This is a genomic window from Streptomyces actuosus, assembly GCF_016921115.1.
Taxonomy (GTDB): domain Bacteria; phylum Actinomycetota; class Actinomycetes; order Streptomycetales; family Streptomycetaceae; genus Streptomyces; species Streptomyces actuosus_A.
This window is the reverse complement of record NZ_JAFFZS010000002.1, coordinates 309636-335121: the sequence shown is the minus strand read 5'-3', so window position 1 is coordinate 335121 and position 25486 is coordinate 309636. Positions and strand designations below refer to the sequence as shown.

General features: G+C 71.5%; 22 protein-coding genes and 1 tRNA gene. 10 read left to right on the top strand and 13 right to left on the bottom strand.

All coding sequences use genetic code 11. The annotated features are described in order from the left end of the window. The first annotated feature begins 303 nt into the window (after positions 1-303). Entirely contained in the window at positions 304-567 is a 264-nt protein-coding gene (locus JS756_RS04420; RefSeq protein ID WP_205381573.1) for a GntR family transcriptional regulator, read from the top strand. 215 nt (positions 568-782) lie between these two features. On the opposite strand, the gene JS756_RS04415 is transcribed toward JS756_RS04420, so the two are convergent. Further along, positions 783-869 (bottom strand) — tRNA-Leu (locus JS756_RS04415). A 453-nt stretch (positions 870-1322) separates the two neighbouring features. On the opposite strand from JS756_RS04415, the gene JS756_RS04410 reads away from it, so the two are divergent. From JS756_RS04410 to pknB, 6 genes are all read left to right on the top strand, one after another. After that, a complete protein-coding gene (locus JS756_RS04410; protein WP_205381572.1) occupies positions 1323-2177 on the top strand; it encodes an FHA domain-containing protein in 855 nt (284 codons plus the stop codon). A 10-nt stretch (positions 2178-2187) separates the two neighbouring features. Then, complete coding sequence (locus JS756_RS04405) at positions 2188-2712, top strand: FHA domain-containing protein FhaB/FipA (protein WP_205381571.1); 525 nt, start codon at positions 2188-2190, stop codon at positions 2710-2712. 140 nt (positions 2713-2852) lie between these two features. Continuing rightward, on the top strand, positions 2853-4406 hold the full coding sequence (locus tag JS756_RS04400) for a Stp1/IreP family PP2C-type Ser/Thr phosphatase (protein WP_240203216.1): 1554 nt from the start codon (positions 2853-2855) through the stop codon (positions 4404-4406). A gap of 27 nt (positions 4407-4433) precedes the next feature. Then, positions 4434-5873, top strand: a complete 1440-nt coding sequence (locus tag JS756_RS04395) for an FtsW/RodA/SpoVE family cell cycle protein (RefSeq protein WP_205381569.1) — start codon at positions 4434-4436, stop codon at positions 5871-5873. Then, positions 5870-7354: a peptidoglycan D,D-transpeptidase FtsI family protein gene (locus tag JS756_RS04390; RefSeq protein ID WP_205381568.1), complete on the top strand. Its 1485-nt coding sequence runs from the start codon at positions 5870-5872 to the stop codon at positions 7352-7354. The genes JS756_RS04395 and JS756_RS04390 overlap by 4 nt, the downstream gene beginning before the upstream one ends. A 169-nt stretch (positions 7355-7523) precedes the next feature. Next, complete coding sequence (gene pknB, locus JS756_RS04385) at positions 7524-9527, top strand: Stk1 family PASTA domain-containing Ser/Thr kinase (RefSeq protein ID WP_205381567.1); 2004 nt, start codon at positions 7524-7526, stop codon at positions 9525-9527. Between the two features lie 217 nt (positions 9528-9744). Here pknB and JS756_RS04380 read toward each other — a convergent pair whose 3' ends face one another. The 6 genes from JS756_RS04380 to JS756_RS04355 are packed head-to-tail and all read right to left on the bottom strand — an operon-like array spanning position 9745 to position 14022. Beyond that, the gene (locus JS756_RS04380) at positions 9745-10491 is read right to left on the bottom strand and encodes a class E sortase (protein WP_205381566.1); all 747 of its coding nucleotides are present in this window, start codon (positions 10489-10491) and stop codon (positions 9745-9747) included. Positions 10492-10503: 12 nt separating this feature from the next. Continuing rightward, positions 10504-11709 carry a class E sortase gene (locus tag JS756_RS04375; RefSeq protein WP_307790313.1) on the bottom strand — a complete coding sequence of 402 codons (1206 nt, stop codon included), beginning with the start codon at positions 11707-11709 and terminating at the stop codon, positions 10504-10506. Continuing rightward, a complete protein-coding gene (locus JS756_RS04370) occupies positions 11706-12344 on the bottom strand; it encodes an aminodeoxychorismate/anthranilate synthase component II (RefSeq protein WP_205381564.1) in 639 nt (212 codons plus the stop codon). The genes JS756_RS04375 and JS756_RS04370 overlap by 4 nt, the downstream gene beginning before the upstream one ends. After that, positions 12341-12529, bottom strand: coding sequence for a hypothetical protein (locus JS756_RS04365; protein WP_205381563.1), 189 nt, complete (start codon positions 12527-12529; stop codon positions 12341-12343). The genes JS756_RS04370 and JS756_RS04365 overlap by 4 nt, the downstream gene beginning before the upstream one ends. Positions 12530-12555: 26 nt before the next feature. Continuing rightward, entirely contained in the window at positions 12556-13227 is a 672-nt protein-coding gene (locus JS756_RS04360) for a class E sortase (protein ID WP_307790312.1), read from the bottom strand. A 15-nt stretch (positions 13228-13242) separates the two neighbouring features. Next, positions 13243-14022, bottom strand: a complete 780-nt coding sequence (locus JS756_RS04355) for a DUF881 domain-containing protein (RefSeq protein ID WP_205381562.1) — start codon at positions 14020-14022, stop codon at positions 13243-13245. Between the two features lie 154 nt (positions 14023-14176). Here JS756_RS04355 and crgA point away from each other — a divergent pair, with 154 nt between their 5' ends. Next, complete coding sequence (crgA, locus tag JS756_RS04350) at positions 14177-14431, top strand: cell division protein CrgA (protein ID WP_205381561.1); 255 nt, start codon at positions 14177-14179, stop codon at positions 14429-14431. Positions 14432-14700: 269 nt separating this feature from the next. Here the strand turns inward: crgA and JS756_RS04345 are convergent, their stop codons facing one another. Together JS756_RS04345 and JS756_RS04340 are read right to left on the bottom strand one after the other, a co-directional pair. Next, a complete protein-coding gene (locus JS756_RS04345) occupies positions 14701-15591 on the bottom strand; it encodes a rhomboid family intramembrane serine protease (RefSeq protein ID WP_205381707.1) in 891 nt (296 codons plus the stop codon). Between the two features lie 91 nt (positions 15592-15682). Then, complete coding sequence (locus tag JS756_RS04340; RefSeq protein ID WP_205381560.1) at positions 15683-16216, bottom strand: peptidylprolyl isomerase; 534 nt, start codon at positions 16214-16216, stop codon at positions 15683-15685. Between the two features lie 313 nt (positions 16217-16529). Here JS756_RS04340 and JS756_RS04335 point away from each other — a divergent pair, with 313 nt between their 5' ends. Together JS756_RS04335 and JS756_RS04330 are read left to right on the top strand one after the other, a co-directional pair. After that, positions 16530-17228 carry a DUF5324 family protein gene (locus tag JS756_RS04335; RefSeq protein ID WP_205381559.1) on the top strand — a complete coding sequence of 233 codons (699 nt, stop codon included), beginning with the start codon at positions 16530-16532 and terminating at the stop codon, positions 17226-17228. A 520-nt stretch (positions 17229-17748) separates the two neighbouring features. Then, positions 17749-18573 (top strand): NshR family nosiheptide/thiostrepton resistance 23S rRNA methyltransferase, encoded by an 825-nt coding sequence (locus JS756_RS04330; RefSeq protein ID WP_205381558.1) that lies wholly within the window; start codon positions 17749-17751, stop codon positions 18571-18573. A 40-nt stretch (positions 18574-18613) separates the two neighbouring features. On the opposite strand, the gene JS756_RS04325 is transcribed toward JS756_RS04330, so the two are convergent. Genes JS756_RS04325 through JS756_RS04310 form a run of 4 tightly spaced genes read right to left on the bottom strand, consistent with a single transcriptional unit; the run spans position 18614 to position 25476 of the window. Beyond that, positions 18614-19531: an SDR family NAD(P)-dependent oxidoreductase gene (locus JS756_RS04325; RefSeq protein ID WP_205381557.1), complete on the bottom strand. Its 918-nt coding sequence runs from the start codon at positions 19529-19531 to the stop codon at positions 18614-18616. Beyond that, positions 19528-21369 carry a tryptophan 2-C-methyltransferase gene (tsrT, locus tag JS756_RS04320; RefSeq protein ID WP_205381556.1) on the bottom strand — a complete coding sequence of 614 codons (1842 nt, stop codon included), beginning with the start codon at positions 21367-21369 and terminating at the stop codon, positions 19528-19530. The genes JS756_RS04325 and tsrT overlap by 4 nt, the downstream gene beginning before the upstream one ends. Next, positions 21359-24289 carry a lantibiotic dehydratase gene (locus JS756_RS04315; protein WP_205381555.1) on the bottom strand — a complete coding sequence of 977 codons (2931 nt, stop codon included), beginning with the start codon at positions 24287-24289 and terminating at the stop codon, positions 21359-21361. Before JS756_RS04315 ends, tsrT begins: the two co-directional genes overlap by 11 nt. Next, positions 24286-25476: a cytochrome P450 gene (locus tag JS756_RS04310; protein ID WP_205381554.1), complete on the bottom strand. Its 1191-nt coding sequence runs from the start codon at positions 25474-25476 to the stop codon at positions 24286-24288. Before JS756_RS04310 ends, JS756_RS04315 begins: the two co-directional genes overlap by 4 nt. Between the last annotated feature and the right edge of the window lie 10 nt (positions 25477-25486).

The window sequence follows — 25486 nt, the reverse complement described above, 5'->3', positions numbered from 1 at the left end:
CCGCCTCCAGTACGGCGCCGACGACCCCGGGGGCGTCGCCCGCCGCACGGGAGCGGGCGGCCAGGAGGAGGTGAGGGGTGGTGGCGTGACGGCCCGATGCACCCCTCGGGCGGGCAGGAACAGGCTCAGGATCGCGGCCAGTAGGCTGCGCATGGGTCGACTCCTCTTCGGTCGGCCAAGGCCCCGGTGAGGAAGTAGCCGCTTCCTGTCGGGGCCGCTCTTGTGTTCCTGGCTCCCACTAGCCGTGGATAACTGCAGATAACCACGGATGCACGGAAAGCCACGGTCACCCACGCTGAATCCATGGACCTTGATCGCACGCGCCCGCTGTGGCGGCAGATCGCAGCGGAGATCATCCGTCGCATCAAGGACGGCGTGTATCCGCCGGGAAGCCGCGTGCCGTCCACCCTGGAGATCGCCCAGGAGTTCGGCGTCGTGAACGCGACGGCGGCGAAGGCCATGCGGTACGTGCGGGAACAGGGCTGGACACGGGGCGAGGTCGGCCTGGGGACCTTCGTGGCCGATCCCCTGCCACCGTCCTCGGGAGCCCCTGGACCCCCTGCCTGAGCGAAGCCGCCGGGACGCCTTCGGAGGCTCAGGGCCACACCACCCGCCCTTGAGAGCTTCCTCACAAGCTGCCCGAGGCCAGCGAGAGGGCAGGCGGAGGTCAACGTCCGAAGCCCGGACCGCCGACGCCGCCGCACGGCAGGCGGTCCGCGTGGTTCCGGCCACACCCCGGACATGCGAAAGCCCCCAGATCCTGAGACCTGGGGGCTTTCGGCTGGTGCGCGAGGGGGGAGTTGAACCCCCACGCCCTTGCGGGCACTGGAACCTGAATCCAGCGCGTCTGCCTATTCCGCCACCCGCGCATTGGGTGTGTCTTCCGGTCCTGCCCCTGGGGGGCGCGGCGCCTTCCGACATGCAGAACATTAGCACGCCGGACGGGGTGGGTTCACATCACTTCCCCGCGGGCCCGGCAGGCCCCCCGACCAGCGGTCCCGTCCGTCTCGGCACCGTCTCCGTCTCGTCTCGACGCAGCCCCCGCCTCGTATCAACCTCGTACCGTTCCCACCCATCTCGCCGGAAGGCTGGCAGGGTCCACAGCCAGGTGCGGGACACTGGTTTGCGCCCACCTCTACGATCCTGGGCAGAAGCAGGGCGCAAGGGGTACACGCACGAGGACGTCGACGCCCGTCGACGGGGCCGAGTAGGGGGAACCAGCCGATTCAGCGGCGCGTGGATACGATCAGTAAGCAGTACCAGGCACGGCAGTACCCGCACGGCGGGCAGCAGGACGGCAGCAACGACGGAGGAGGTGCCCCATGGGAGTCATGAAGCGTTTCGAGCAGCGTCTCGAAGGTCTGGTCAACGGCACCTTCGCCAAGGTCTTCAAGTCCGAGGTCCAGCCCGTGGAGATCGCGGGAGCACTCCAGCGGGAGTGCGACAACAACGCGACCATCTGGAACCGGGACCGCACGGTCGTCCCCAACGACTTCATCGTGGAGCTCAGCGCGCCCGACTTCGAGCGCCTCAGTCCCTACTCCGGACAGCTCGGCGACGAGCTCGCCGGCATGGTCCGGGACTACGCCAAGCAGCAGCGCTACACCTTCATGGGCCCGATCAAGGTCAACCTGGAGAAGGCGGACGACCTCGACACCGGTCTGTACCGGGTCCGCAGCCGTACGCTCGCCTCCTCCAGCAGCCAGCAGGCACCCGGCGGCGCCCCGGCCCCCGGCGGACAGCGGCCCGGCGGCTACGGCTACCCGCCCGCCGCCGCGCCCGCCGGCGCCCCGCCCATGCCGTCCGCACCGCCGCCCGGCGCCCGCCCCGGCGGCTACGGCTACCCGCAGCCCGCCGCCCCGCAGCGGCCCGCGGCGGGGCCCGCGCCCGGCGGACGCGCCCGCTACTGGATCGAGATCAACGGCACCCGCCATCAGATCTCCCGCCCGACGCTGGTGCTGGGCCGCAGCACCGAGGCCGACGTGCGGATCGACGACCCCGGCGTGAGCCGCAGGCACTGCGAGATCCGGACCGGAACGCCCTCGACGATCCAGGATCTCGGGTCCACCAACGGCATCGTGGTGGACGGGCAGCACACCACCCGCGCTACGCTCCGCGACGGCTCGCGGATCGTCGTGGGCAGCACCACCGTTATCTATAGGCAAGCCGAAGGGTGAAGCGGGGGCAATGTCAGAGCTGACCCTCACGGTCATGCGGCTGGGTTTCCTGGCCGTCCTGTGGCTGTTCGTGATCGTGGCCGTGCAGGTCATCCGCAGCGACCTGTTCGGTACGCGCGTCACCCAGCGCGGCGCCCAGCGGGCCGGACGCCGGGAAGCCGCCGGCCGCCCGCAGCAGGCCGCGCGGCAGGCGCCGCCGCCGCAGCGCCAGCAGTCCGGCGGCGGGCGCCAGCGCCGCAACGCCCCCTCCAAGCTCGTCGTGACCGAGGGCACCCTCACCGGCACCACGGTCGCGCTCCAGGCCCAGACCATCTCGCTGGGCCGGGCGCACGACAGCACGATCGTGCTGGACGACGACTACGCCTCCAGCCGGCATGCCAGGATCTACCCGGACCGCGACGGCCAGTGGATCGTCGAGGACCTGGGATCCACCAACGGCACGTACCTCGACCGAACGCGGCTGACGACTCCCACGCCGATCCCGCTGGGTGCGCCGATCCGCATCGGCAAGACCGTCATCGAGCTGCGGAAGTAGTGCTACATCATGTATGAGCGCGAGCGGAGCGAGCACGCAGCGGAGACCCAGACCCAGGACTCCGGCGCGCTCCCGACCGGAGGGTGGGCAGTGTGGCGCGACACGACCGGCTGCATGCGGAGCCGACGGGCGAGGTGGGCATGAGTCTGTCACTGCGCTTCGCCGCCGGATCGCACAAAGGAATGATCCGGGAGGGCAACGAGGACTCGGGGTACGCGGGCCCGCGGCTGCTCGCGATCGCCGACGGCATGGGCGGCCAGGCCGCCGGCGAGGTCGCCTCCTCCGAGGTGATCTCCACCATCGTCGCCCTCGACGACGACATCCCCGGCTCCGACATCCTGACCACGCTCGGCACCGCCGTACAGCGCGCCAACGACCAGCTGCGCCAGATGGTCGAGGAGGACCCCTCCCTGGAGGGCATGGGCACCACGCTCACGGCGCTGCTGTGGACCGGCCAGCGGCTGGGCCTCGTGCACGTCGGCGACTCCCGCGCCTACCTGCTCCGGGACGGCGTCCTCACCCAGATCACCCAGGACCACACCTGGGTGCAGCGTCTGGTCGACGAGGGCCGGATCACCGAGGAAGAGGCCACCACCCACCCGCAGCGCTCCCTGCTGATGCGCGCCCTCGGCAGCGGCGACCACGTCGAACCCGACCTGTCCATCCGTGAGGTCCGGGCCGGCGACCGCTACCTGATCTGCTCCGACGGCCTGTCCGGCGTCGTCTCGCACCAGACGCTGGAGGACACCCTCGCCAGCTACCAGGGCCCCCAGGAGACCGTCCAGGAGCTGATCCAGCTCGCCCTGCGCGGCGGCGGACCCGACAACATCACCGTCATCGTCGCCGACGTCCTGGACCTCGACACCGGTGACACCCTCTCCGCGCAGCTGTCCGACACCCCGGTCGTGGTCGGCGCCGTCGCCGAGACCCAGCACCAGCTGCACGACAACAACATCATGCAGACCCCGGCCGGCCGCGCCTCCGGCCTGGGCCGCCACCGCGGCGGGGGCGGCGAGTTCGGCCCGCCCGGCTCCGGCGACACCACGGGCTACACCCCCGAGGGCACCTTCGGCACCTACACCGACGACGACTTCCTCAAGCCCCGCAAGGGGCGCACGTGGCTGAAGAGATCCTTCTACATCGCCCTCGCGCTCGCCGTCGTCGGCGGCGGGCTCTACGGCGGCTACCGCTGGACCCAGACCCAGTACTACGTCGGCGTCAAGGACGATCACGTCGCGCTCTACCGCGGCATCAGCCAGGACCTGGCGTGGGTGTCGTTGTCGAAGGTCCAGAAGGACCACCCCGAGATCGAACTCAAGTACCTGCCGCCCTACCAGCAGAAGCAGGTCAAGAACACGATCCCCCAGGGCAACCTCGCCGACGCCCGCAAGAAGGTCGCCGATCTGGGCGTGCAGGCCTCCGCCTGCAGGAAGCTCGCCGAGCAGCGCACCGCGGAGAACGAGAACAACGCCCAGACGGGGCAGGGCCAGGCCGGAGGCACCACGGGAACCACTCCCGCCTCCCTCACGTCCAAGGCATCACCGAGTCCCTCGGTGACCGCCGACCCCACCACCCCGACCTCCCCGTCCTCCCCTTCCTCATCCACCTCACCGTCACCGACCGCCACTCCCAACCCCGGCGCCACCCTCACGGAGGAGGAGCAGAAGGTCGTCTCGTACTGCGGTACGCAGTAGGCAAGCCGTGAGAGGCCCCGTCACACGATGAGCAGTACTACCAACTCGCCGACGCACCACACGTCCACGATCGGCGCCATCGGCGCGCCGAGCCGGCGCAACACCGAGCTCGCGCTGCTCGTGTTCGCCGTCGCCATCCCGGTCTTCGCCTACGCCAACGTCGGGCTCGCGATCAACGACCAGGTGCCCTCCGGCCTGCTGAGCTACGGTCTCGGCCTCGGCCTGCTGGCCGGCGTCGGCCACCTCGCCGTCCGCAAGTTCGCGCCGTACGCGGACCCGCTGCTGCTGCCGCTGGCCACGCTGCTCAACGGACTCGGCCTCGTCGTCATCTGGCGCCTGGACCAGTCCAAGCTGCTGCAGTCCATCAAGCAGGCGGGCACCGCCGCCCCGCGCCAGCTGCTGTACACGGCGCTCGGCATCGCTCTGTTCGTCGCCGTGCTGATCTTCCTCAAGGACCACCGCGTCCTGCAGCGCTACACCTACATCTCCATGGTGGGCGCGCTCTTCCTGCTGCTGCTGCCGCTGGTGCCCGGCCTGGGCCAGAACATCTACGGCGCGAAGATCTGGATCTCCGTCGCCGGCTTCTCCATCCAGCCCGGTGAGTTCGCCAAGATCGTCCTGGCGATCTTCTTCGCCGGCTACCTGATGGTGAAGCGCGACGCGCTCGCGCTCGCCAGCCGCCGCTTCATGGGCCTGTACCTGCCGCGCGGACGCGACCTCGGCCCGATCATCGTCGTCTGGATGATCTCCATCCTCATCCTGGTCTTCGAGACCGACCTCGGTACGTCGCTGCTGTTCTTCGGCATGTTCGTGATCATGCTGTACGTCGCCACCGAGCGGACCAGCTGGATCGTCTTCGGTCTGCTGATGTCCGCGGCCGGCGCCGTCGGCGTCGCCAGCTTCGAGCCGCACGTCCAGCAGCGTGTCCAGGCCTGGCTGGACCCGATGAAGGAGTACACGCTCTCCCAGCAGGGCGTCATCGGCCACTCCGAGCAGGCCATGCAAGCCCTGTGGGCGTTCGGCTCCGGCGGCACCCTCGGCAGCGGCCTCGGCCAGGGCCACTCCGACCTCATCCGGTTCGCCGCCAACTCCGACTTCATCCTCGCCACCTTCGGCGAGGAACTCGGCCTCGCCGGGATCATGGCGATCCTGCTGATCTACGGCCTGATCGTGGAGCGCGGCGTGCGGACCGCCCTCGCCGCCCGCGACCCCTTCGGCAAGCTGCTCGCCATCGGCCTGTCCGGCGCCTTCGCGCTCCAGGTGTTCGTCGTCGCCGGCGGTGTGATGGGGCTCATCCCGCTCACCGGCATGACGATGCCCTTCCTGGCGTACGGCGGTTCCTCCGTGATCGCCAACTGGGCGCTGGTCGGCATCCTGATCCGGATCAGCGACACCGCGCGCCGCCCGGCCCCGACCCCCGCCAGCAACCCCGACGCCGAGATGACCCAGGTGGTCCGCCCGTCATGAACAAGCCCCTGCGCCGGATCGCGATCTTCTGCGGCCTCCTCGTCCTGACCCTGCTCGTCCGGGACAACTGGCTGCAGTACGCCAAGGCGGACTCCCTCGCGTCGGACAGCAAGAACCGCCGTGTCACCATCGCCCGCTACTCCACCCCGCGCGGCGACATCGTCGTCGACGGCGAGCCCGTCACCGGCTCCGCGAAGACGAGCAAGAGCGGCCTGAACGACCTGGAGTACAAGCGGACCTACGTGAACGGCCCCATGTGGGCGCCGGTCACCGGGTACGCCTCCCAGGCCTTCGGCGCCAACCAGCTGGAGAACCTCGAGGACGGCATCCTCACCGGCAACGACGACCGGCTGTTCTTCCGCAACACCCTCGACATGATCACGGGCAAGCAGACCAAGGGCGGCAACGTCGTCACCACCCTCGACGCCGCCGCCCAGAGCGCCGCCTACAACGGGCTGAAGAAGCAGGGCGCCAAGGGGGCCGTGGTCGCCCTGGAGCCGTCCACCGGCAAGATCCTCGCGCTCGCCTCCTACCCGTCGTACGACCCCTCGGTCTTCGCCGGGAACTCCAACGACGACGCCGAGGCCTGGAAGAAGCTCCAGAAGAAGTACGACCCCGACGACCCGATGCTGAACCGGGCGCTGCGCGAGACCTACCCGCCGGGCTCCACCTTCAAGGTGGTCACCGCCTCGGCGGCCCTGGAGAACGGCCTCTACGGGGACGCGGACTCCAAGACGGACTCCCCGCTGCCGTGGATCATGCCGGGCACCTCGACCCCGCTGAACAACGAGGGCAACATCCCCTGCAAGGACGCCACCATGCGGGAGGCGCTGCGGGTGTCCTGCAACAGCGTCTTCGGCAAGATCGGCGCCGACCTCGGGCAGGACAAGATGCGCGAGGAGGCGGAGAAGTTCGGCTTCAACGCCGAGCAGTTCACGCCCGTCCGCTCCAGCGCGTCGGTCTTCTCCAAGGACCTCAACGCCTCGCAGACTGCGCTGTCCTCCATCGGCCAGTTCAACACCGCCGCGACCCCGCTGCAGATGGCCATGGTCGCCTCCGCGATCGCCAACGACGGCAAGCTGATGAAGCCGTACATGATCGACCAGCTGCAGTCCTCCAACCTCGACCAGGTCTCCAAGACCGAGCCCGAGGAGCTGAGCCGGCCCCTGTCGCCGAAGAACGCCCAGATCCTCCAGTCGATGATGGAGACCGTCGTCAAGGAAGGCACGGGCACCAACGCGCAGATCGACGGCGTCACGGTGGGCGGCAAGACCGGTACCGCCCAGCACGGCGTCGAGAACAGTGAGAATCCTTACGCCTGGTTCATCTCCTACGCCAAGGTCGGGGACAACAGCTCGCCGGTCGCCGTGGCGGTCGTGATCGAGGACGAGAACGCCCACCGCGACGACATCTCCGGCGGCGGTCTCGCGGCCCCGATCGCGAAGAAGGTGATGCAGGCGGTCATCAACGCGAAGAAGTGACTCCCATCACGTCACCTCCACATCGATGCACGTTGCGATACCGGTCCTGTATCGGGTGACGGGCTTGGCCAGGTCACACAAAAGGAGCCGGGTACGGTATGCCCGGACGGCAGCCTCCGGCCGCGCACAGGTGACGGCCGGGACCGACGGAGAGGGCTGGTAGGAAGCTATGGAAGAGCCGCGTCGCCTCGGCGGCCGGTACGAGCTGGGCCAGGTGCTCGGCCGTGGTGGCATGGCGGAGGTCTACCTCGCGCACGACACCCGCCTCGGCCGCACCGTGGCGGTGAAGACGCTGCGCGCGGACCTCGCGCGCGACCCGTCCTTCCAGGCCCGGTTCCGCCGGGAGGCCCAGTCGGCCGCCTCGCTCAACCATCCCGCGATCGTGGCGGTCTACGACACGGGCGAGGACTACATCGACGGGGTCTCGATCCCGTACATCGTCATGGAGTACGTCGACGGCTCCACGCTGCGCGAACTGCTCCACTCCGGCCGCAAGCTGCTGCCGGAGCGCGCCATGGAGATGACCATCGGCATCCTCCAGGGCCTGGAGTACGCCCATCGCAACGGCATCGTCCACCGCGACATCAAGCCGGCCAACGTCATGCTGACGCGGACCGGTCAGGTGAAGGTGATGGACTTCGGCATCGCCCGCGCCATGGGCGACTCCGGCATGACGATGACGCAGACCGCCGCGGTCATCGGCACCGCGCAGTACCTCTCGCCCGAGCAGGCCAAGGGCGAGCAGGTCGACGCGCGCTCCGACCTGTACTCGACCGGCTGCCTGCTCTACGAGCTGCTGACGGTCCGCCCGCCCTTCGTCGGCGACTCCCCCGTGGCCGTCGCCTACCAGCACGTCCGCGAGGAGCCGCAGTCTCCCTCGGTCTTCGACCCCGAGATCACGCCCGAGATGGACGCGATCGTGCTGAAGGCCCTGGTCAAGGACCCCAACTATCGCTACCAGTCGGCGGACGAGATGCGGGCCGACATCGAGGCCTGCCTCGACGGCCAGCCCGTGGGCGCCACCGCCGCCAGGGGCTCCGTCGCCTACGGCGGCTACCCGGACGACCAGCAGACGACCGCCCTGCGCTCCGACGCGGGCGCCGCCGCCGGGGCGACGACGATGCTGCCGCCCATGAACCCGGACGACGGCGGCTACGGCTACGACGACCGCCCCGACCGGCGCAGGCAGAGGAAGTCCAACACCTCGACGGTGCTGCTGGTGGTCGCCGCGGTGCTGGTGCTCGTGGGCGCGATCCTGATCGGCAAGTTCGCCTTCGGCGGCGGTGTCGGCAACGACAAGGTGCCGGTGCCCCAGTTCGTGGGCCTGACGCAGGCGGACGCGCAGAAGCAGGCGGACAACTCCGACCTGAAGCTGTCGATCAGCCGGGACACCTGCGACGACCAGCCCAAGGGCACCGTCTGCTCGCAGGACCCCGAGGCCAGGACCGAGGTCAAGAAGGGCGAGACGGTCAGCGTCGTGGTGTCCACCGGGGCGCCGAAGGTGGCCGTGCCGAACGTCATCGACAAGAACATCGACGACGCCACCCGGCAGCTGGAGGACAAGGGCTTCAAGGTCGAGCAGAAGCGCACGGAGTCCTCTCAGAAGGAAGGCACCGTCCTCAGCCAGAACCCCGACCCCGGATCCGAGAAGGAGAAGGGCTCGACCATCACCCTGGAGGTCGCCACCAAGCCGGCGACGACCACGGTTCCGGACGTCACCAACGGCCTGTCCTGCGACGAGGCCAAGGCCCGGATGTCGGCCAGCGACCTCGTGGGCACCTGCGTCGACACCCCGGTGAACGACCAGAACCAGGACGGCAAGGTCGTCGGCACCGACCCGACACCCGGCTCCGAGGTGAAGAAGGGCTCCCAGGTCCAGATCAAGGTCGGCAGGTTCCAGCAGCAGCAGAAGGCGGTTCCGACGGTCCGCAACCGGACGCTGAAGGAGGCCGTGCAGATCCTGCGGGACAACGGCTTCAACAACATCAACGTCGCGGGCAGCCAGAAGGACAACGCGATCGTGGTCAAGCAGGATCCGTCCGGGGGAACCCAGGTCGATCCGACCACGCAGACGATCACGCTGACCACGCTGGAATTCGGCGGCAACAACAACGGCGGCGGCGACAACGGCGGCGTCAACTTCTTCGGCGGTACGACCGGCGCGGGGAACTGACCCCGCCCTCTCACCTCCGTACAGGCGAGCCCCGGCCCCCGCAAGGGGCGCCGGGGCTCGCGCGTGGGGCCGGTGGCGCGGCGGGCCGGGCGCATGCCGCGAGGCTCGGAGCTCCGCCCGCAGGACTCCGGAGGTGACGCGTCCGGCGCCGGGTCCCCGGGCGCCGCGCGGAAGCCGGGGCGGAAGCGGGGGACGCGGTCGCCCGGAGCGGGTTGCGTCAGCCGCCGAGTTCCCGCGGCGGGGTGCGGTCGCCGTCGACCGGGTCCACCCGCACCAGCTCGCCCCAGACCACGTACCGGTACCGGCTCGTGTACACCGGCGTGCAGGTCGTGAGGGTGATGTAGTGGCCCGCCTTCTTCTTCCCGGACTCCTGGGGGATCCGGGCGAGGACGTCGACGTTGAACTTCGAGGTCTCGGGAAGGACGGCGTAGACCTTGTAGACGTACCACTTGTCCTTCGTCTCGAAGACGATCGGGTCGCCCTTGCTCAACTTGTCGATGTTGTGGAACTTCGCGCCGTGGCCGTCGCGGTGGGCGGCGAGGGAGAAGTTGCCCTCCTTGCCGGTCATCGGCAGCGTGGCCTCGACCGGGTCGGTGTAGTAGCCGGCGACGCCGTCGTTGAGGACCTTCGAGGAGGTGCCCTTCTCGACCAGGACATCGCCGTCGTCCATCGCGGGGACGTGCAGGAAGCCGATGCCGTTCCTGGCGTCGAAGGCGGCGGGGGTGTCGTCGCCGCCCTCCTGCGCCCACTGGTGGCGGACCTTGTCGGCCTGCCGTCCGGCGGCCCGGTCGGCGATGACGTTCGTCCACCACAGGGAGTAGACGACGAACAGCCCGAGCACCAGGCCTGCTGTGATGAGGAGTTCACCGAGGACGCTGACGGCCGCCGCGGTCCTGCCACCGCGGCGGCGGCGCCCGGGGGACGGGGAGGGTGACGTGTCGGTGTCCTCTGCGGTCGCTGCCACTGTTATCTGCCCTTAACTGACGAGCGCATCCGGCTTGCCCTTGCTGCGCGGCCGTTCCTCGACCATCTTGCCCCAGACGATCAGCCGGTACTTGCTGGTGAACTCCGGCGTGCATGTCGTGAGGGTGATGTAGCGTCCGGGGGCCTTGAAACCGGAGCCCTTGGGGACCGGGTCGAGGACGGAGACGTTGCCGGGTGAGGTCACCGGCAGCGTCGACGTCATCTTGTAGACGTAGTAGGTGTCCTGGGTCTCCACGACGATCGCGTCGCCGGGCTGGAGCCGGTTGATGTACCGGAACGGCTCGCCGTGCGTGTTGCGGTGGCCCGCCAGGCCGAAGTTGCCGGTCTTCGCGTCGGGCATCGCCGTCTTCAGCGGGCTCTCGCCGTAGTGCCCGACCATGCCCTTGTCGAGGACCTTCTTGTTGCTGACGCCCTCGGCGATGGGCACCACGACGTCCAGCTCGGGAATGTGCAGGAGGGCGAAGCCCTGCCCCGGTGCGAACGCCCCCGGGTTCCGCTTGCCGTCCGCCCAGTCCTGCTGGAGGCTGCTGGCCTCCTTGCCCGCCTGCGCGTGCGCCCGGACGTTCGTCCACCACAGCTGGTAGGAGACGAACAGCAGCATCAGCACGCCCATGGTGATGAACAGCTCGCCGACCGCCCGGCTGGCGACGACGGCGGCGCCCGGCTTCCGGGCCCGCGCCCGCCGGCGGGCCTCGACGCGGGACAGCGGTGCCTGTGGCCTGTCCTCGCCGGCTGTGCCGGTGGCCGGGGCGCCGGCCCTCGGCGGGCCGCCGCGACGCCCGCGGCGGCCCTTGGCGGCCCTTCTGCGGGCCGCGCGACCTCCGGGTGTGGCTCCGGAGGCGGAGGGGCCTGAAGAGGGCGTAGAGGCGGATGCCGCGGCGGCCCGTAGGCCGCCCTCCGGCATCCGCAGGGCCACCGTCTCGTCGTCGGCGGGAGGTCCGTACCCCCCGTCGTACGGCTCCGCGTCGTACGGATCCCCGTACTGCGCTTCGGACGGCTCACCCTGCGCGGCGGCGCGGTTCGGCCGCGGCCCCTGCTCCGCCGGCTGCTCGTACAGCGCCGCGTAGGCCCGGTCCGCGGAGGATCCGTCGCCGTGCGCCCCGGGCTCGGCGGACCAGTCCTCGAACGCGCGAGGCTCCCCGTACGCCTGCTGCCCGTACGAGGTGTCCGTCTCGCGCTCGGGGCGCAGCGCGGTCACGCCGTGGCCCTGCCCACCACCGGGGCGAGCCCCGCCGACCTCGCCACGGCATCCTGGTCGCCGCATTCCACCAGCCAGTTGGCCAGCATCAGGTGGCCGTGCTCGGTCAGCACCGACTCCGGATGGAACTGCACTCCCTCGACGGGGAGTTCACGGTGGCGCAAGCCCATGATGATGCCGTCGTGCGTGCGCGCGGTGACCTCCAGCTCGGCCGGCACGGTCAGCGGCTCGGCGGCCAGCGAGTGGTAGCGGGTCGCCGTGAACGGGGACGGCAGGCCCGCGAAGACGCCCTTGCCCCCGTGCTCCACCAGCGACGTCTTGCCGTGCAGCAGTTCCGGCGCGCGGTCCACCACGCCGCCGTAGGCGACCTGCATCGACTGCATGCCCAGGCACACGCCGAAGACGGGGACCCCGCTGTCCGCGCAGTGGCGGACCATGTCGATGCAGACGCCCGCCTCCTCCGGCTTGCCCGGTCCCGGTGAGAGCAGGACGCCGTCGAAGCCGTCGTCGGCGTGCGCGGTCGACACCTCGTCGTTGCGCAGCACCTCGCACTCGGCCCCGAGCTGGTAGAGGTACTGGACCAGGTTGAAGACGAAGCTGTCGTAGTTGTCGACGACGAGGATGCGCGCGCTCACTGGTTGTCCACCGTCACATCGTTGAAGGGAAGCAGCGGTTCGGCCCAGGGGAAGACGTACTGGAACAGGACGTAGACCAAGGCCAGGGCCAGCAGGAGCGAGAGCAGCGCCTTCACCCACGCGTTCCCCGGCAGATGCCGCCAGATCCAGCCGTACATGCCGTCCCTTCCCGTCGCCCACGGCATCGAACTCGCGCCGTACCGCCCCCAGACTAACGGCGCAGCGCCTCCGGTTGGCCTGTGTCCACGGGCCGGGTGGAGTCGAGGTGCCCCCAGACGACGAGGCGATGGCTGTGGCCCCACTCCGGATCGCACGTGGTCAGCGTGAAGTAGCGGCCGGGACGGGTGTACCCCGATGCCCGGGGCACAGGATCGATCACCGCGACGTCCGTCGGGACGGTTTTGTACGGCCCTTTGTCGATCCGATACGTGTACCAGCGCGCTCCGTCGGTCAGGACGACGGCGTCGCCGGGCCGCAGCCGGGGGAAGTCCTTGAAGGGGTCGCCGTAGGTGCGGCGGTGGCCGGCGACGGAGAAGTTGCCCGGTTGCCCGAGCCGCGCGGTACCGGGGTAGTGGCCGAGGCCCTTCTTCAGTGTCCCGGTGTCGGTGCCCTGGAGGACCGGCTTGTTCCAGGTGGAACCGAGACGGGGGATGTACATGATCGCGAAGGGTTCACCGGCCGGGTACGCCGTGGGCCGCGGCGAGGGTGCCGGCTGCGCGCTCTGCAGGGCCCAGTGGTGCCGTAACGCGTCGATCTGGTCGTCCATGACGCCGTCGGCCCGTACGCCCGTCCAGAACAGCACGTAGGTGACGAACAACACCATCACGATGCCCGCGGTGAGGCTGAGTTCGCTGAGCGTCCTGACGATCACCCGCACCGGCACGGGACCCCCCGGTGATCACTCCACTGGTTGCGCGTAGTGCAGGTCCAGGGTGCCCGAGTAGCCCGGCAGAGTCACCGTGCCGTCCTCGGTGACTTTCCAGCCGAGGCCGTACACGTTCACGTACACCATGTAGTTCTGGATCGCCGGGGAGTCGGCGAGGGCCTTCTGGAGCTTCTCCGGGTCACCCACGGCCTGGATCTTGTAGGGCGGCGAGTAGACGCGGCCCTGGAGGATCAGGGTGTTGCCGACGCAGCGCACGGCGCTGGTGGAGATCAGCCGCTGGTCCATGACCTTGATGCCCTCGGCGCCGCCCTCCCAGAGCGCGTTCACCACGGCCTGGAGGTCCTGCTGGTGGATGACCAGGTAGTCGGGCTGCGGCTCGGGGTAGCCGGGGAGCTTGGCGGTGGCGTCGGGCGGGGCGTCGTCGAGTGTGACCGTGATCGCCTCGCCGCTGAGCTTCTGGGTGCCGGCACTCTGCTCCAGCGTCGTGAGCCGGTCGCCGTCGGCCTTCGTGCTGCCGTTGTCGCGGCCCGCGAGGGAGTCCACGTCGTCGCGCAGCACCGCGTTGGCGTCGTCCAGCTCCTTGTTCTTTCGGCTGCGCTCCTGGATGAGGTCGGAGAGCTTCAGCAGGGACGCGTCCGTGCGGATGTCGGTGCCTTTGGCCGTCTGGAAGCTGGTGAAGAAGATGAGACCCGCGAGAGCGAAGACGGCCACGGTGAGCACCCGCACGGGACGGAAGCCTCCCCGGCGGGCAGCACTGGAACCCGTCCCGGGGGAGTCGGCAGAATTGCTCAACGTACCCTTATCTCCTTCGGCGCCGCGGAAGCACTACGCTAACGGACGCCCGGGGGAGCGCTCAGTGTCCCCTCAGTACGCTCCTCGGACACTGCAACCACGCCCGACCCAGTTCTCTGCGCGGCCACGCAGCGCATCGACAGGAGAGACCCTCGTGCCGAAGTCACGTATCCGCAAGAAGGCCGACTACACACCGCCGCCCGCCAAGCAGGCGGCGGCCGTCAAGCTGACCAACCGAGGCTGGGTCGCACCCGTCATGCTGGCCATGTTCCTCATCGGGCTGGCTTGGATCGTCGTCTTCTACGTCACCGACGGTTCGCTGCCGATCGACAGCCTGGACAACTGGAACATCGTGGTGGGCTTCGGCTTCATCGCGGCCGGATTCGGCGTCTCCACGCAGTGGAAGTAGCGGCGACCGGGCGGTGAATGCAGCTCTGCCCAGGGCTATCCGCTGAGTTATCCACAGCTTGGAGAAATATCCACACCCCGCCTGGGGAAAAGAAACGACGATCTGTGGATAACCCGCCGGACGTTGACGCTGGTACGACTGCCACACCGCATCTCGCAAGACTGTTCGCCCCCTGCCTGACCTGGGAAAACACGGGTCAGCGACAGGGGGCACAGTTGTTCCCGCACCGTATGCACAAGATTCGCCACACCCTGTGGACAACGTTTCGCTCAGGTGAGCTGGGCCGTCCTCAGCAGGGTGATCAGCACCACCGCCGCCAGCACCACCGCACAGGTCCCGTACTGCACCAGTGACCGCCGCTCACGAGGGGCGTGCACCATCGCGTACCCGACGATCACACCGGCGACGAGACCGCCGATGTGCGCCTGCCAGGCGATGTTGGCCCAGCTGAAGGTGAAGATCAGGTTGATGACCAGCAGGGCGATGACCGGCCGCATGTCGTAGTCGAGCCGGCGCAGGAGGACCGCCGTCGCGCCGAAGAGGCCGAAGATGGCGCCCGAGGCGCCGAGCGAGGGCTGGTTGGGCGCGGCGAGCAGGTAGGTGAGCGCACTGCCCGCCAGCCCGGAGACGAAGTACAGCGCGACGAACCGGGCACGGCCCAGCGCCGCCTCCAGCGGACCGCCGAGCCACCACAGACTGAGCATGTTGAACAGAATGTGGATATAGCTGCCGTGCAGGAACATCGCGGTCAGCAGCCGGTACCACTGGCCCTCCGCGATCCCCTCCAAAGAGCCGAGGAGCGGGACGTAGGCCCGGCCGAGGAGCTCGAACCGCTCCGTGAAACGGTCCCCGACCGCCATCTGGGCCAGGAAGGCGGCCAGACACACACCGAGGATGATCTTCGTGACCAGCCGGGGGTCCTCGCTGACCGTGCCGCCCGCCAGGGTGCGCGGCCGGGAGGCCGAGCGGGACGGGCCCCCGCCGGAGGCACCGCGGACGCAGTCCGGGCACTGGAAGCCCACGGACGCCTCGACCATGCACTCGGGGCAGATCGGCCGCTCGCAGCGGGTGCAGCGGATACCCGTCTCGCGGTCCGGGTGGCGGTAGCAGCCGGGCAGGCTCTGCGCATCCTGCCGGCTGTCGCCGGGAGCCTGCTCCATGGGATCCCCCAGGTCGTCGGTCGTCTCGGGCGGCTGCACCACAGGTGTGCCCCGCTCATCCTTACGGACGAGCGGGGCAAATGGTTCCCTCTCAGCCTTGGCGGGTCTCCACGACCACCGTCTCGACGACGACGTCCTGGAGCGGCCGCTCGGTGCGCGGGTTGGTCGGGCGGGCCGCGATGGCGTCGACGACCTTCCGGCCGGCGGGGCCGCTTACCTCGCCGAAGATGGTGTGCTTGCGGTTCAACCAGGTCGTGGGGGACACGGTGATGAAGAACTGCGAGCCGTTGGTGCCCGGGCCGGCGTTGGCCATGGCCAGCAGGTACGGCTTGGAGAACTGCAGGTCGGGGTGGAACTCGTCGGCGAACTGGTAGCCCGGGTCACCGGTGCCGTTGCCCAGCGGGTCGCCGCCCTGGATCATGAAACCGCTGATCACGCGGTGGAAGACCGTGCCGTCGTACAGCCTGGCCGTGGACCTCTCGCCGGTGGCGGGATGTGTCCACTCCCGCTCGCCGCGGGCGAGCTCGACGAAGTTCTTGACCGTGGCGGGAGCGTGGTCCGGAAACAGCCGGATCTCGATGTCGCCGTGATTGGTCTTCAGGGTGGCGTAGAGCTGCTCGGCCACGGTGTGCCTTCCGTCGTCCTCCGGTGCGTCACGATCCTCGCACGATCGGCGAAAAGGCGGAAAGCAGGCGCCGGTCGGTCCGTGACGGGGGCGCGCGCCGCCGATCCGTGGCATTGTCGTCGACAAGCTCCTGTTGCCCCGCATTCATCCCCTATTGCACCGGAAGCGGGGCGGCCGTACCGGCCGGACGGCGCTCCCCGGGGCGCGTCTGCACCCGTATGCCGCTCCCCGCATGCCACACGGATCCGGTGCAGGCATGATCCGCAAAAGGGTGGAAAGTCGAATTACCGTACGCCACCGAGGAGGAGGAACCGTGACCCGCATCGACAGCGTGCGCGCCGCGACCGGTTCGGCGAAGGACAGCGTGCTGCACGCCGCGGAAGTGGTGGCGCCCTACGCCGACACGGCCAAGGAGAGGGCCGCGCACTACGCGCACGAGGCCCGCGTACGGCTCGCGCCCATGGTGTCGCAGGCCGCCGAACAGGCCCGCGTCCAGTACGACGCCCTGCTCGCGCCCCGGGTGGAGCAGGCCATGACGTATGTGCCGCCGAAGGTGGACGCGGCCGCGCACGAGGCCGCCGTGTACACCGCCCGTGCCGCCCGGCAGGCTGCCGACTACTCCCTGCCGAAGATCGAGCAGGCGTTGGCCACGGCCGGGCCCATGAAGGACGAGGCCGCGGCCCGCGGCGCCGCGGCGCTCGCCGCGCTGCGCACCCAGGTGACCGCCGAGGAGATCCAGCGGATGGCCCGCAGGCACGACCGGCGGGCACGGGCCGGCCGCGTCGCCAGGACGCTGCTGGTGTTCGGGGCCGTCGCGGGCGGCGCCTTCGCCGTCTGGAAGTGGTGGGACAAGCAGGCCAACCCGGACTGGCTGGTGGAGCCGCCCGTCGCCACGGAGGTGCCCGAGGGCGGCCGGCTGACGTCGGTCGACGGCAGCGGCGACGCCGTGCTGGACCCGGAGGTGCTGGCCAAGGAGGCCGAGGAAGCGGCGAAGCGCGACGACCAGGACTGAGGCGCGGGACGCGCCGGACAGCAGTGCCGCGGGACGCGCCGGACAGCGGTGCCGCGGAACGCGCCGCAGGGTTGGGCGTGCGGCCGAGGCCCACGGTCGGCCGATGCGACCGGTGTGAGCGGTGTGAGCGGTGTGCAGCGAGCGGCGCGGTGGGGCGGAGGGCTCGACGGCCCTCCGCCCCACCGTGTCGTTCTGGGGTGGCACGGACCGCGGGCTGCGGGGACTGCACGTCCTCGGGGTCCGTGGGCAGCGAGTTCGGGCCTGTCCTGCTGTCTTCCGGTCTCCGGTTTCCGGAGGAGCCACGGGGTCTGTGCGTGTGCGCGGGACGGAACGGGCGCGATTCTAGTGCCGCACCAGGCGACGTTCGCCCCGTCGCGACGCCCGGCACGCACTCTCGCTGCACCGGACGAAAGCCCGAGTACATCCCGTACGAGGGCTTCCGGCCGGCACACCGGGAGCACGCACCGGACGCCGCTCCTCGACGGGCGAACGTTGCCTGCCGCGGCACTAGAATCGCGGCATGACTGAGCTGGACACGATCACGGATGCCTCTGACCCCGCGGTGCAGAGAATCATCGACGTCACGAAGCATTCGCGCGCCAGCGTCAAAACCACGCTGATCGAGGACACCGAGCCGCTGATGGAGTGCATCAGGGCCGGGGTGCAGTTCCTGGAGGTGTACGGCAGCAGCACCACTCCGTTCGATCCGGAGCTGCTGGAACTGTGCCGGCAGCGCGAGATCCCCGTCCGGCTCGTCGACGTGTCCATCGTCAACCGGCTGTTCAAGGCGGAGCGGAAGGCGAAGACCTTCGGCATCGCCCGGGTTCCGCGGCCGGCCGGGCTGAGCGACATCGCGGAGCGCGGCGGGGACGTCGTCGTGCTCGACGGCGTGAAGATCGTCGGGAACATCGGTGCCATCGTGCGGACGTCGCTGGCACTGGGTGTCGCGGGCATCGTGCTGGTCGACAGTGATCTGACGACCGTCGCCGACCGGCGGCTGCTGCGCGCGAGCCGGGGGTACGTGTTCTCCCTCCCCGTCGTCCTGGCGGACCGTGAGGAGGCCGCCGGTTTCCTGAAGGACAACGGCATTGCGCTGCTGGTGCTCGACGCGGACGGCGACCTCGGGGTGAAGGACCTGGGGGACAGGGCCGACCGGCTGGCGCTGGTCTTCGGCAGCGAGAAGGGCGGCCCTTCCGGTTCGTTCCGGGATAACGCCGCGGCCTCGGTGTCCATTCCGATGATCAGCTCCACGGAGTCCCTCAACGTGTCGGTGTCGGTCGGCATCGCGCTGCACGAGCGGTCGGCGAGGAACTTCACCGCCCGACGGGGCGCGGAACAGGCCTGACCCTCGGCTGCTCACCGTCTCGGCCGGCCCGGGCCGCGCCTCAGGTGTGTCCCGCGGCCGGGTCCGACGGGCCGGTGGCCCGCAGCCGGAGGGTGCGGGCGCCGTCGGCGCGGATCCGGTCCGCAGCGGTGAGCAGGGCGTCGAGGTCGTCGACGCCCGCGTGCAGGAACCGCCCGGCGAGCGCGTCGAGCTCACCCCGGGCCAGGCGGACGGCCGCGTCCAGGAAGCGTGCGGGGTCCGTCCAGTCGTCGCGGCCGGCGCAGACGGCCATGCCCAGGGTCATGTCCGTGCGCACCATGCCCGGGCTGAGGTCGAACAGGCGGACCCCGTGGGCGTGGAGCGAGTCGGCGAGGACGCCGGTGAGCGTCAGCAGGGCCGCCTTGGAGCCGCTGTAGGCGGAGTAGCGGGCGTCCGTCCGCACCGCGAGCATCGAGTTCACGTTGACGATCCGGCCGGAGCCGCGCCGGACCATCTCGGGTGCGATCGCACGGCAGGCGTTGACGGTGCCGCGGACGTTGGTCTCGTACACCTCCCACCACTGCCCCGGATCGGCCTCCCAGAAGGGGAGTTCGCCCCGATCCACCTTGCCGGCGTTGTTGACCAGCAGGTCGGCGGGGCCGAGGACGGTGCGGAGGGTCCGCGCCGCCCGCTGCGTCTGCTGCGGGCAGCGCACGTCCGCCACGGCGACGGCGACGGCGGCACCGCTCCGGGCGCAGGCGCGCGCGGTGGCGTCGAGTGCCCGCCGGTCGCGCCCCACGAGCCCGACCGCCATGCCCTCCCGGGCGAGCCGCACGCACAGCGACCGGCCGAGCCCCCGCCCGGCTCCGGTGACCACCGCGACCCGACCGTGCAGGGAGGCGGGCGCCCGTGGGAGGCCCCCGGCGGGCCCCGGAGAGGTGTCCTGCGGGGAGAGTGCGGAGCGCGAGGGGGCCTGGGCGGCCGGGTGGGGTGCGGTCACCGGGAGGCCTCCGTGGCGAGTTCGCGGAAGGCGTCGGCGCCGTTCATGATGGCCTCGCGGTCGCGCCAGTGGGCCCAGAAGGCGCCGGTGAAGCCCTGGCGGTTGAGGCTGGTCAGGAACGGGTTGTCGGCGTAGTTGTTGTCGTTCTCGCTGCTGCCGGAGAGCGTCGGCAGCATCACGCGGTGGTGCTCGGACTTCGGGATGTGGTTCCACAGGAAGTCGACCGAGTTCTGCCAGATCCCGCGGGGACTGCCGACGGTGCCCGGCGCCTCGGGCAGGTCGGGGGAGAAGTAGCAGACCAGGCGGAAGTCGCCCGACTCGTCGAACATGAACTGCCGTTCGTACTCGACCGGGCTGCTGCACCGGGCCAGCGGCTTCAGGACGATCGGCCGGGTGGCGGTGTTGGACTGCAGGCCGGGAACCGTGCGGACGCCGTCGCACTGCTCGGCGAGGGAGATCGCCAGGTCCATGTGGGGGAACAGGCGCAGGCCGAGGCTGAACCCGGTGACCGTGGCGTCCAGGGCCATCAGCCGGTCGACGCATTCGCGCATCGTCTCCAGGGTCTCCCCCGGCATCCCGAACAGCGCCTCGACCATGGTCAGCATGCCGTGACGGTGGCTGAGTTCCACCAGCCGCACGGTGTCGGCGAAGTCGTAGTAGCGGGTGCCCTTGCCGGTGACCTTCCAGCCGTCGAGCATCTCCGGCCGCACGTGGTCGGTGCCGACGTTGACACCCGCGCATCCGGCGTCCGCGAGCAGCTCGGCGAACTCCTCGTCGAACGGGGCGGGTTGGCAGTAGACCCACAGCCGCAGACGGCGCAGCGGGCTCGTGGCGTCGGCGTCCCGGCGCCGGACGATCTCGCGCAGCAGCCACTTGCTGTGGGCGATGGAGAGGTTGAACTCGCTGTCGGTGGTGTGCAGGTCGTACACGCCCTGGGCGGTCAGCGACTCGATCTCGTCGACGACGGCGTGCACGCCGCGGCGGGCGAACTGCGTTCCCTTGGCGTCCGGCTCCACGCACTGCGCGCACCGGTAGACGCACCCGCTCTTGGTGAGGATGCCGCCCAGGCCGCCCTCACGGTAGTAGCGCAGGTTGTCCACCTTGTGAGGCACTCCCGAGCGCCGGACGTAGGCAAGCTCGGTCTCGGCCTGCCAGGCACGGCCCTCGAAGCGGCCGGCGTCGCCGGGGGCCCGTGTCAGGAGCGGCAGCGACTCCGGCAGCGGCAGCGACTCCGGCCGGGGTCGCTGCCGCGGTGTGGGCAAGGGGTACGGCTGCGGTGGGGGAAGGGTCCGCCGGGGCCGCGGTGCCGGGGCCGGGCGGGCGGTGAGTGCGGGGGGCGGGACCCGGACGACGTGTCCGGGTCCGCGGTTGACCAGCAGTCCGGGGACGCGGTCCGCGGGCCGGCCCTCGTGCAGCGCCTGCGCCAGGTCGCAGAGGATCTTCTCGCCGGGCCCCTTCACCCCGTACTCGACCCCGAAGTAGTCGACCAGCGCGAACGGCATCGTGGAGAAGCCGACCCCGCCGGTCACGACGGGGGCGGGGGTCAGGCGGCGGACCTCGTCGATGACGGCCTTGTAGCGGTCGACGAACGGCCGCTGCTCGAAGGCGTACACGGTGTCGGTGTTGCGGCAGGTGACGCCGACCAGCAGCGGGCGCCGGGCACGGAAGTACGCCCCGAGGACACGCTGCCAGTCGTCCAGGTGGAAGGTCAGGTCCACGACGTGCGTGTCGAAGCCGGCGGCCTCCAGCGCGGTGGTGAGGACGTCCAGCGCGTACGGCGCGATGGGCGGGTGTATCTGGTTGGGGTTGACGAGCGTGACGAGGCCTTTATGTTCCATCGGTTTCCTTCGCGCGCGGAGGCTGGGACGTCTCCAGGACGTACTCGGTGACCCGGCCGTCCGGACCCGGGTCGGCGGGGTCGGGCAGGGGCTCGGTGAAGGTGAGCGTGTCCCCCGGCCCGGCCGTCGCGGCGGACCGGCACAGGGGCTGCGACAGATCGACGTAGAGGGGTTTGCGGACGGCCGCCCCCGAGGCGGAGCGGGCGGCGAGCACCGGCCGCATGTCGGCCCGGCCGCGCACCACGTCCCAGGGGTCGGGCAGCGTCGCCGTCCGCAGGAAGGCGCGGCGCGGTACCCCGGTGCTCCGGCACCAGCGGTACCAGGCCAGGGACTCCTCGCCCTGCCCGGCCGGGTCCCGGCCGGGCAGGGCGGTGCCGGGGACCTTCCAGGTGCGGCGGCACAGCACGAGACGGCCCAGGGTCAGGCGGGGGTACCGGCGGACGGCAGAGGGGTCGCCGGGGGCGGTCCGCGCGTCCACGTGGTCCCACACGTCGAGCGTCGCGCCGGAGGCGGGGCCGAGGCGGCTGAGCCACCGGTACAGTCCCGGCGCGACCGTCGGCAGCGTCGCGTTGTGCGGCACGGGGAACAGGGGCCGGCCGGGGAAGCGGTCGCAGAACAGCAGCAGCCGTCCTCCCTCGGCCCGCACGGTGCAGGAGGCCAGGTCGATCCGGGCGTCGGCCGGGCACTCCAGGGCCCGGCCGGGGCAGGCCAGCGCGGCGGGCAGCAGGAGCGGATGCTCGTTGACGGTGGCGCCGAGCAGCGCGGCGATGTCGACCGCGACGCCGTCGGGGTGCGGGGTGTGGGCCGCCGCGGCCCAGCCGCGCAGCTCGGCCAGCCGGGCGTCGTCCAGGTCGGCCGCGACACGGGCGGCGAACCGGCCGTGGCCGCCGCCGGCGCCGTTGAGCACCAGGCGCCGGCCGGCCACCTGGACGGGCCAGGCCGCGCATGTCAGCTCCGGTACGGCGGCGGGCAGTCCGGCCGCCACCGCGTCCAGCAGACCGGGGTCGCAGGCCACCTCGGTACCGGGTTGCCCGGCTGCCGCGCGCAGCCCGGCGAACAGGCGCTCCCTGAGCGCCAGCACCGCGGCCAGTTCGTCGGCGGTGCAGTCGGCGAGGAGGGTGTCGCTCTCCGTGCGACCGGACTCCAGGAACCACCGGTAGGCGGCGGGCAGCGGCACCGCGTCGGCACCGAAACGACGGCGGAAGGCGATCGCGGTCGCCAGCTGGAACGGCAGCTCCGCGGCGAGCAGCGGCACGATGCGCTGCACGCGGCCCAGGTCGGCCAGGACGTCGGCCGAGCCGCGCAGGATGCCGTCGTCGACGGCGACCCCGACGACGTCCTCCCCCACCGCCGTGCGTCCGCCCTCCCGCCCGTCCTCCCGGTCGGCCGCCCCGAGAGCACGCCCGAGCACCCCGAGCTGGCGCCGCGCACGGTGCAGCGCGCCCGCGCTCCGCCCGTCGGCCAGATCGTCCTCGGCGTCGCGCAGGGCGCACAGGGCGTCGTGCACGGTGCCGGGGACGTCGGGGTGCGTGTCGCGCGCGGGGTCGGGGGCGGGGGTGGTGGGAGCGGGGAGGGCAGCCGGGGACAGGGGGGGCGGAGGGGTGGGGCCCGCAACGGGAGAAGGGGCGGTGGCCGGGGTGGGGGTGCGGGGGAGGAGGGCGGCCGGCGTCGGGCGGGTGGCGTCCGCCGCCGCGTGCAGCGTGCGTCGGCCGTACGTCGGCAGGGCGGGTCCGATCTCCAGCAGGCCGCGGGCGGCGAGGGTGGTCAAGGAGGCGGGCAGGGTGCCGCCGGGGGCGACGGTGTCCAGGCGGACCGGGGTGCGCAGCCTGCGCAGGGTCTGCGCCAGTGCCGGGCCGCAGCGTGCGGACAGGACGCGTTCCGTGCCGTCGGGGGCCGGCATCAGCCAGGTCACCCGGGTGTCGCCGGCGTCCGTGTGGACCAGCGCGCTCGGGTTGGCCGTCAGCCACAGGTGTGCGGGCGCCAGGGCGTGATGACCGCCGGCGCCGATCCACTGCCGCACCCGTTCGACCGCCGCGCGCTGCACCCGGACGTGACGGCGGGCCGGTGCGGGCGGGCCGTCGCGGAAGAGCACGTGCGTGGTGGCGAACCCGGCGAACGGCGTGGGCTTGGTGGCGGCCCGCTGCACCAGACGCAGCAGCGTCACCGCCCGGCGCCGGGTCCTGCGGCCCGCGGCCGGGTCCAGGGCACCGACCGGCCCGGCCGCGAGCAGGCCGGGCACGGACAGCTCGACGGACCAGGCCATGTCCGGGTCGCGGAGCACGGCGTCCACGGCGGCTCCGGAGGTGCGGGCGAGCTCGTCCAGCGCCAGGTCCAGGGCCCGCCGGGCGTCGTCCCGCTCGGCGAGACGGTGCGCGTAGGCCCGCGTGTACGACGCGGTCAGCGGCCCGCCCGCCACCGGCCCGGTCGGCAGGGGGCGGGCGTTGAACGCGGCCCGCCGTGCCCGCAGCAGGAGGCGGCGCTGCTGCGGCGACGCGGTGGGCACCAGCGCGCCGAGGTGGTCGGCGAGCCGGGCGCCCAGCTCGCGGGCGGCGTCCTCGGCGCCGGCCCGGGCGCCGGCCGCCCGCCACACCGCCTCGCCGCCCAGACCGGCCAGGACGGACCCCGGTACCCGGCACCTCCGGCGCACCGCGACCGGGCCCAGGGCGACCCGTTCCGCAGGCAGCGCTCCGTCGGACCCGGCGGGTCCGACGGAGCGGGTCTCACCGCGCGGGGTGGCGCCGCCCGCCGGACGGGCTTCGCCGTGCGGTTCCGCCACCCGCCCGCCGTCGATCACGCGGGCCGCCCCGGGCACGCCACCCGTGTCACCCGGGCCGCGCGCACCACCCGGATCACCCGGCCCACCGGGACCGCACGCGCCGGTCGAGCCGCTCGGGCCGGCCCGGCCGTCGGTGCCGGTCATCGCTGCCGCCACGTGATGTCCAGGGGCAGCCGGTCCAGTCCCCGGTGCAGGAAGTGCGGGGCCCACACCGGCTCGCCCGCCGGGCGGACCGCGGACCAGCGCCCGGCGACCGCCTCCAGCAGCACCCGGCCCTCGGTGCGCGCCAGGTGGGCGCCGAGGCAGACGTGGCGTCCCTCGCCGAAGCCGACGCCGGTGTGGCCGGCGTCGGGGTCGGTGGTGAGCAGTTCGTGGTTGGCGGCGCCGAGCATCACCCTGATCCGGTCGCCGGGGCGGACGCGCCGCCCCGCCAGCTCGCACTCCTCCCGGGCGACCCGCACCGTGAAGGTCAGGGGGGACTCCCCGAGCAGCAGCCGATCGACCTCGGCGGCGCCGTCGACCGTTCCGGCGGCGAGACCCGGCAGCAGGCCGGGCCGGGTGGCCAGGCGCAGCAACAGGCCGCTGAGCATGTTGCGGGAGGTGTCGTGGCCCGCGATGTAGAGGCTGAAGACGTTGGCGAGCAGCTCGGTGCCGGACAGCGCGTCGGGGGTGGCCCGTGCGGCGGCGGCGAGGGCCAGCACCGAGTCGGGCATGAGGCGCCCGGGCTCCTCCGTCCACCGGTCGACGAGGCGGCCGAGGTCGTCGACGCGGGCGAGCGCGGTGCCGACCTCCTGCCCGGAGGGGCGGCCCGAGGCGACGCCGCCTCCCCTGCTGATCGCCCGGCACAGCACGCTGGCCTCGTCGCGGTCCTCCTCGGGGATGCCGACGAGGTCGCCGATCACGCTCACCGGGAGGCGGGAGGCGATGTCGGCGACGCCGTCCACGGCGTCCCGGGCCGCGACGGCGTCCAGGATCGCCGCGGCGGCGGCCTCGATCCGCACGGTGCGGGCACGGACCGCCCTCGGTGTGAAGAGCTGTCCGAGGAACCGCCGCAGGCGGGCGTGCCGCTCCCCCTCGCTGGCCAGCAGCATGCTCTGGAAGAACCCGCCGTGGCTGCCGTACTCCGACCACTGCGAGTCCCGCGGCGGGCCGGGCATGCGGAAGCGGGGGTCGCGCAACACCAGCCGGGCGAGTTCGTAGCCGGTCACCACCCAGGTCTCGTCCGGGCTGCTCCACAGCAGGGGGCCCTGGCGGTGCATGCGTGCGTAGAGGGGGGCCGGGCACCTCAGCAGTGCCTCGGTGACGGCCGCTCGGGCGGGTCCAGTCGTCATGCCATCACGC

What these genes read in the sequence shown, in the direction of transcription:
- JS756_RS04390 (WP_205381568.1), top strand. Translation starts at nt 5,870, where the DNA reads ATGAACAAGCCCCTGCGCCGGATCGCGATCTTCTGCGGCCTCCTCGTC.
- tsrT (WP_205381556.1), bottom strand. Translation starts at nt 21,369, where the DNA reads ATGGAACATAAAGGCCTCGTCACGCTCGTCAACCCCAACCAGATACAC.
- JS756_RS04405 (WP_205381571.1), top strand. Translation starts at nt 2,188, where the DNA reads ATGTCAGAGCTGACCCTCACGGTCATGCGGCTGGGTTTCCTGGCCGTC.
- JS756_RS04395 (WP_205381569.1), top strand. Translation starts at nt 4,434, where the DNA reads ATGAGCAGTACTACCAACTCGCCGACGCACCACACGTCCACGATCGGC.
- JS756_RS04315 (WP_205381555.1), bottom strand. Translation starts at nt 24,289, where the DNA reads ATGACCGGCACCGACGGCCGGGCCGGCCCGAGCGGCTCGACCGGCGCG.
- JS756_RS04345 (WP_205381707.1), bottom strand. Translation starts at nt 15,591, where the DNA reads ATGGAGCAGGCTCCCGGCGACAGCCGGCAGGATGCGCAGAGCCTGCCC.
- JS756_RS04410 (WP_205381572.1), top strand. Translation starts at nt 1,323, where the DNA reads ATGGGAGTCATGAAGCGTTTCGAGCAGCGTCTCGAAGGTCTGGTCAAC.
- JS756_RS04400 (WP_240203216.1), top strand. Translation starts at nt 2,853, where the DNA reads ATGAGTCTGTCACTGCGCTTCGCCGCCGGATCGCACAAAGGAATGATC.
- JS756_RS04365 (WP_205381563.1), bottom strand. Translation starts at nt 12,529, where the DNA reads ATGCCGTGGGCGACGGGAAGGGACGGCATGTACGGCTGGATCTGGCGG.
- JS756_RS04310 (WP_205381554.1), bottom strand. Translation starts at nt 25,476, where the DNA reads ATGACGACTGGACCCGCCCGAGCGGCCGTCACCGAGGCACTGCTGAGG.
- JS756_RS04420 (WP_205381573.1), top strand. Translation starts at nt 304, where the DNA reads ATGGACCTTGATCGCACGCGCCCGCTGTGGCGGCAGATCGCAGCGGAG.
- JS756_RS04330 (WP_205381558.1), top strand. Translation starts at nt 17,749, where the DNA reads ATGACTGAGCTGGACACGATCACGGATGCCTCTGACCCCGCGGTGCAG.
- pknB (WP_205381567.1), top strand. Translation starts at nt 7,524, where the DNA reads ATGGAAGAGCCGCGTCGCCTCGGCGGCCGGTACGAGCTGGGCCAGGTG.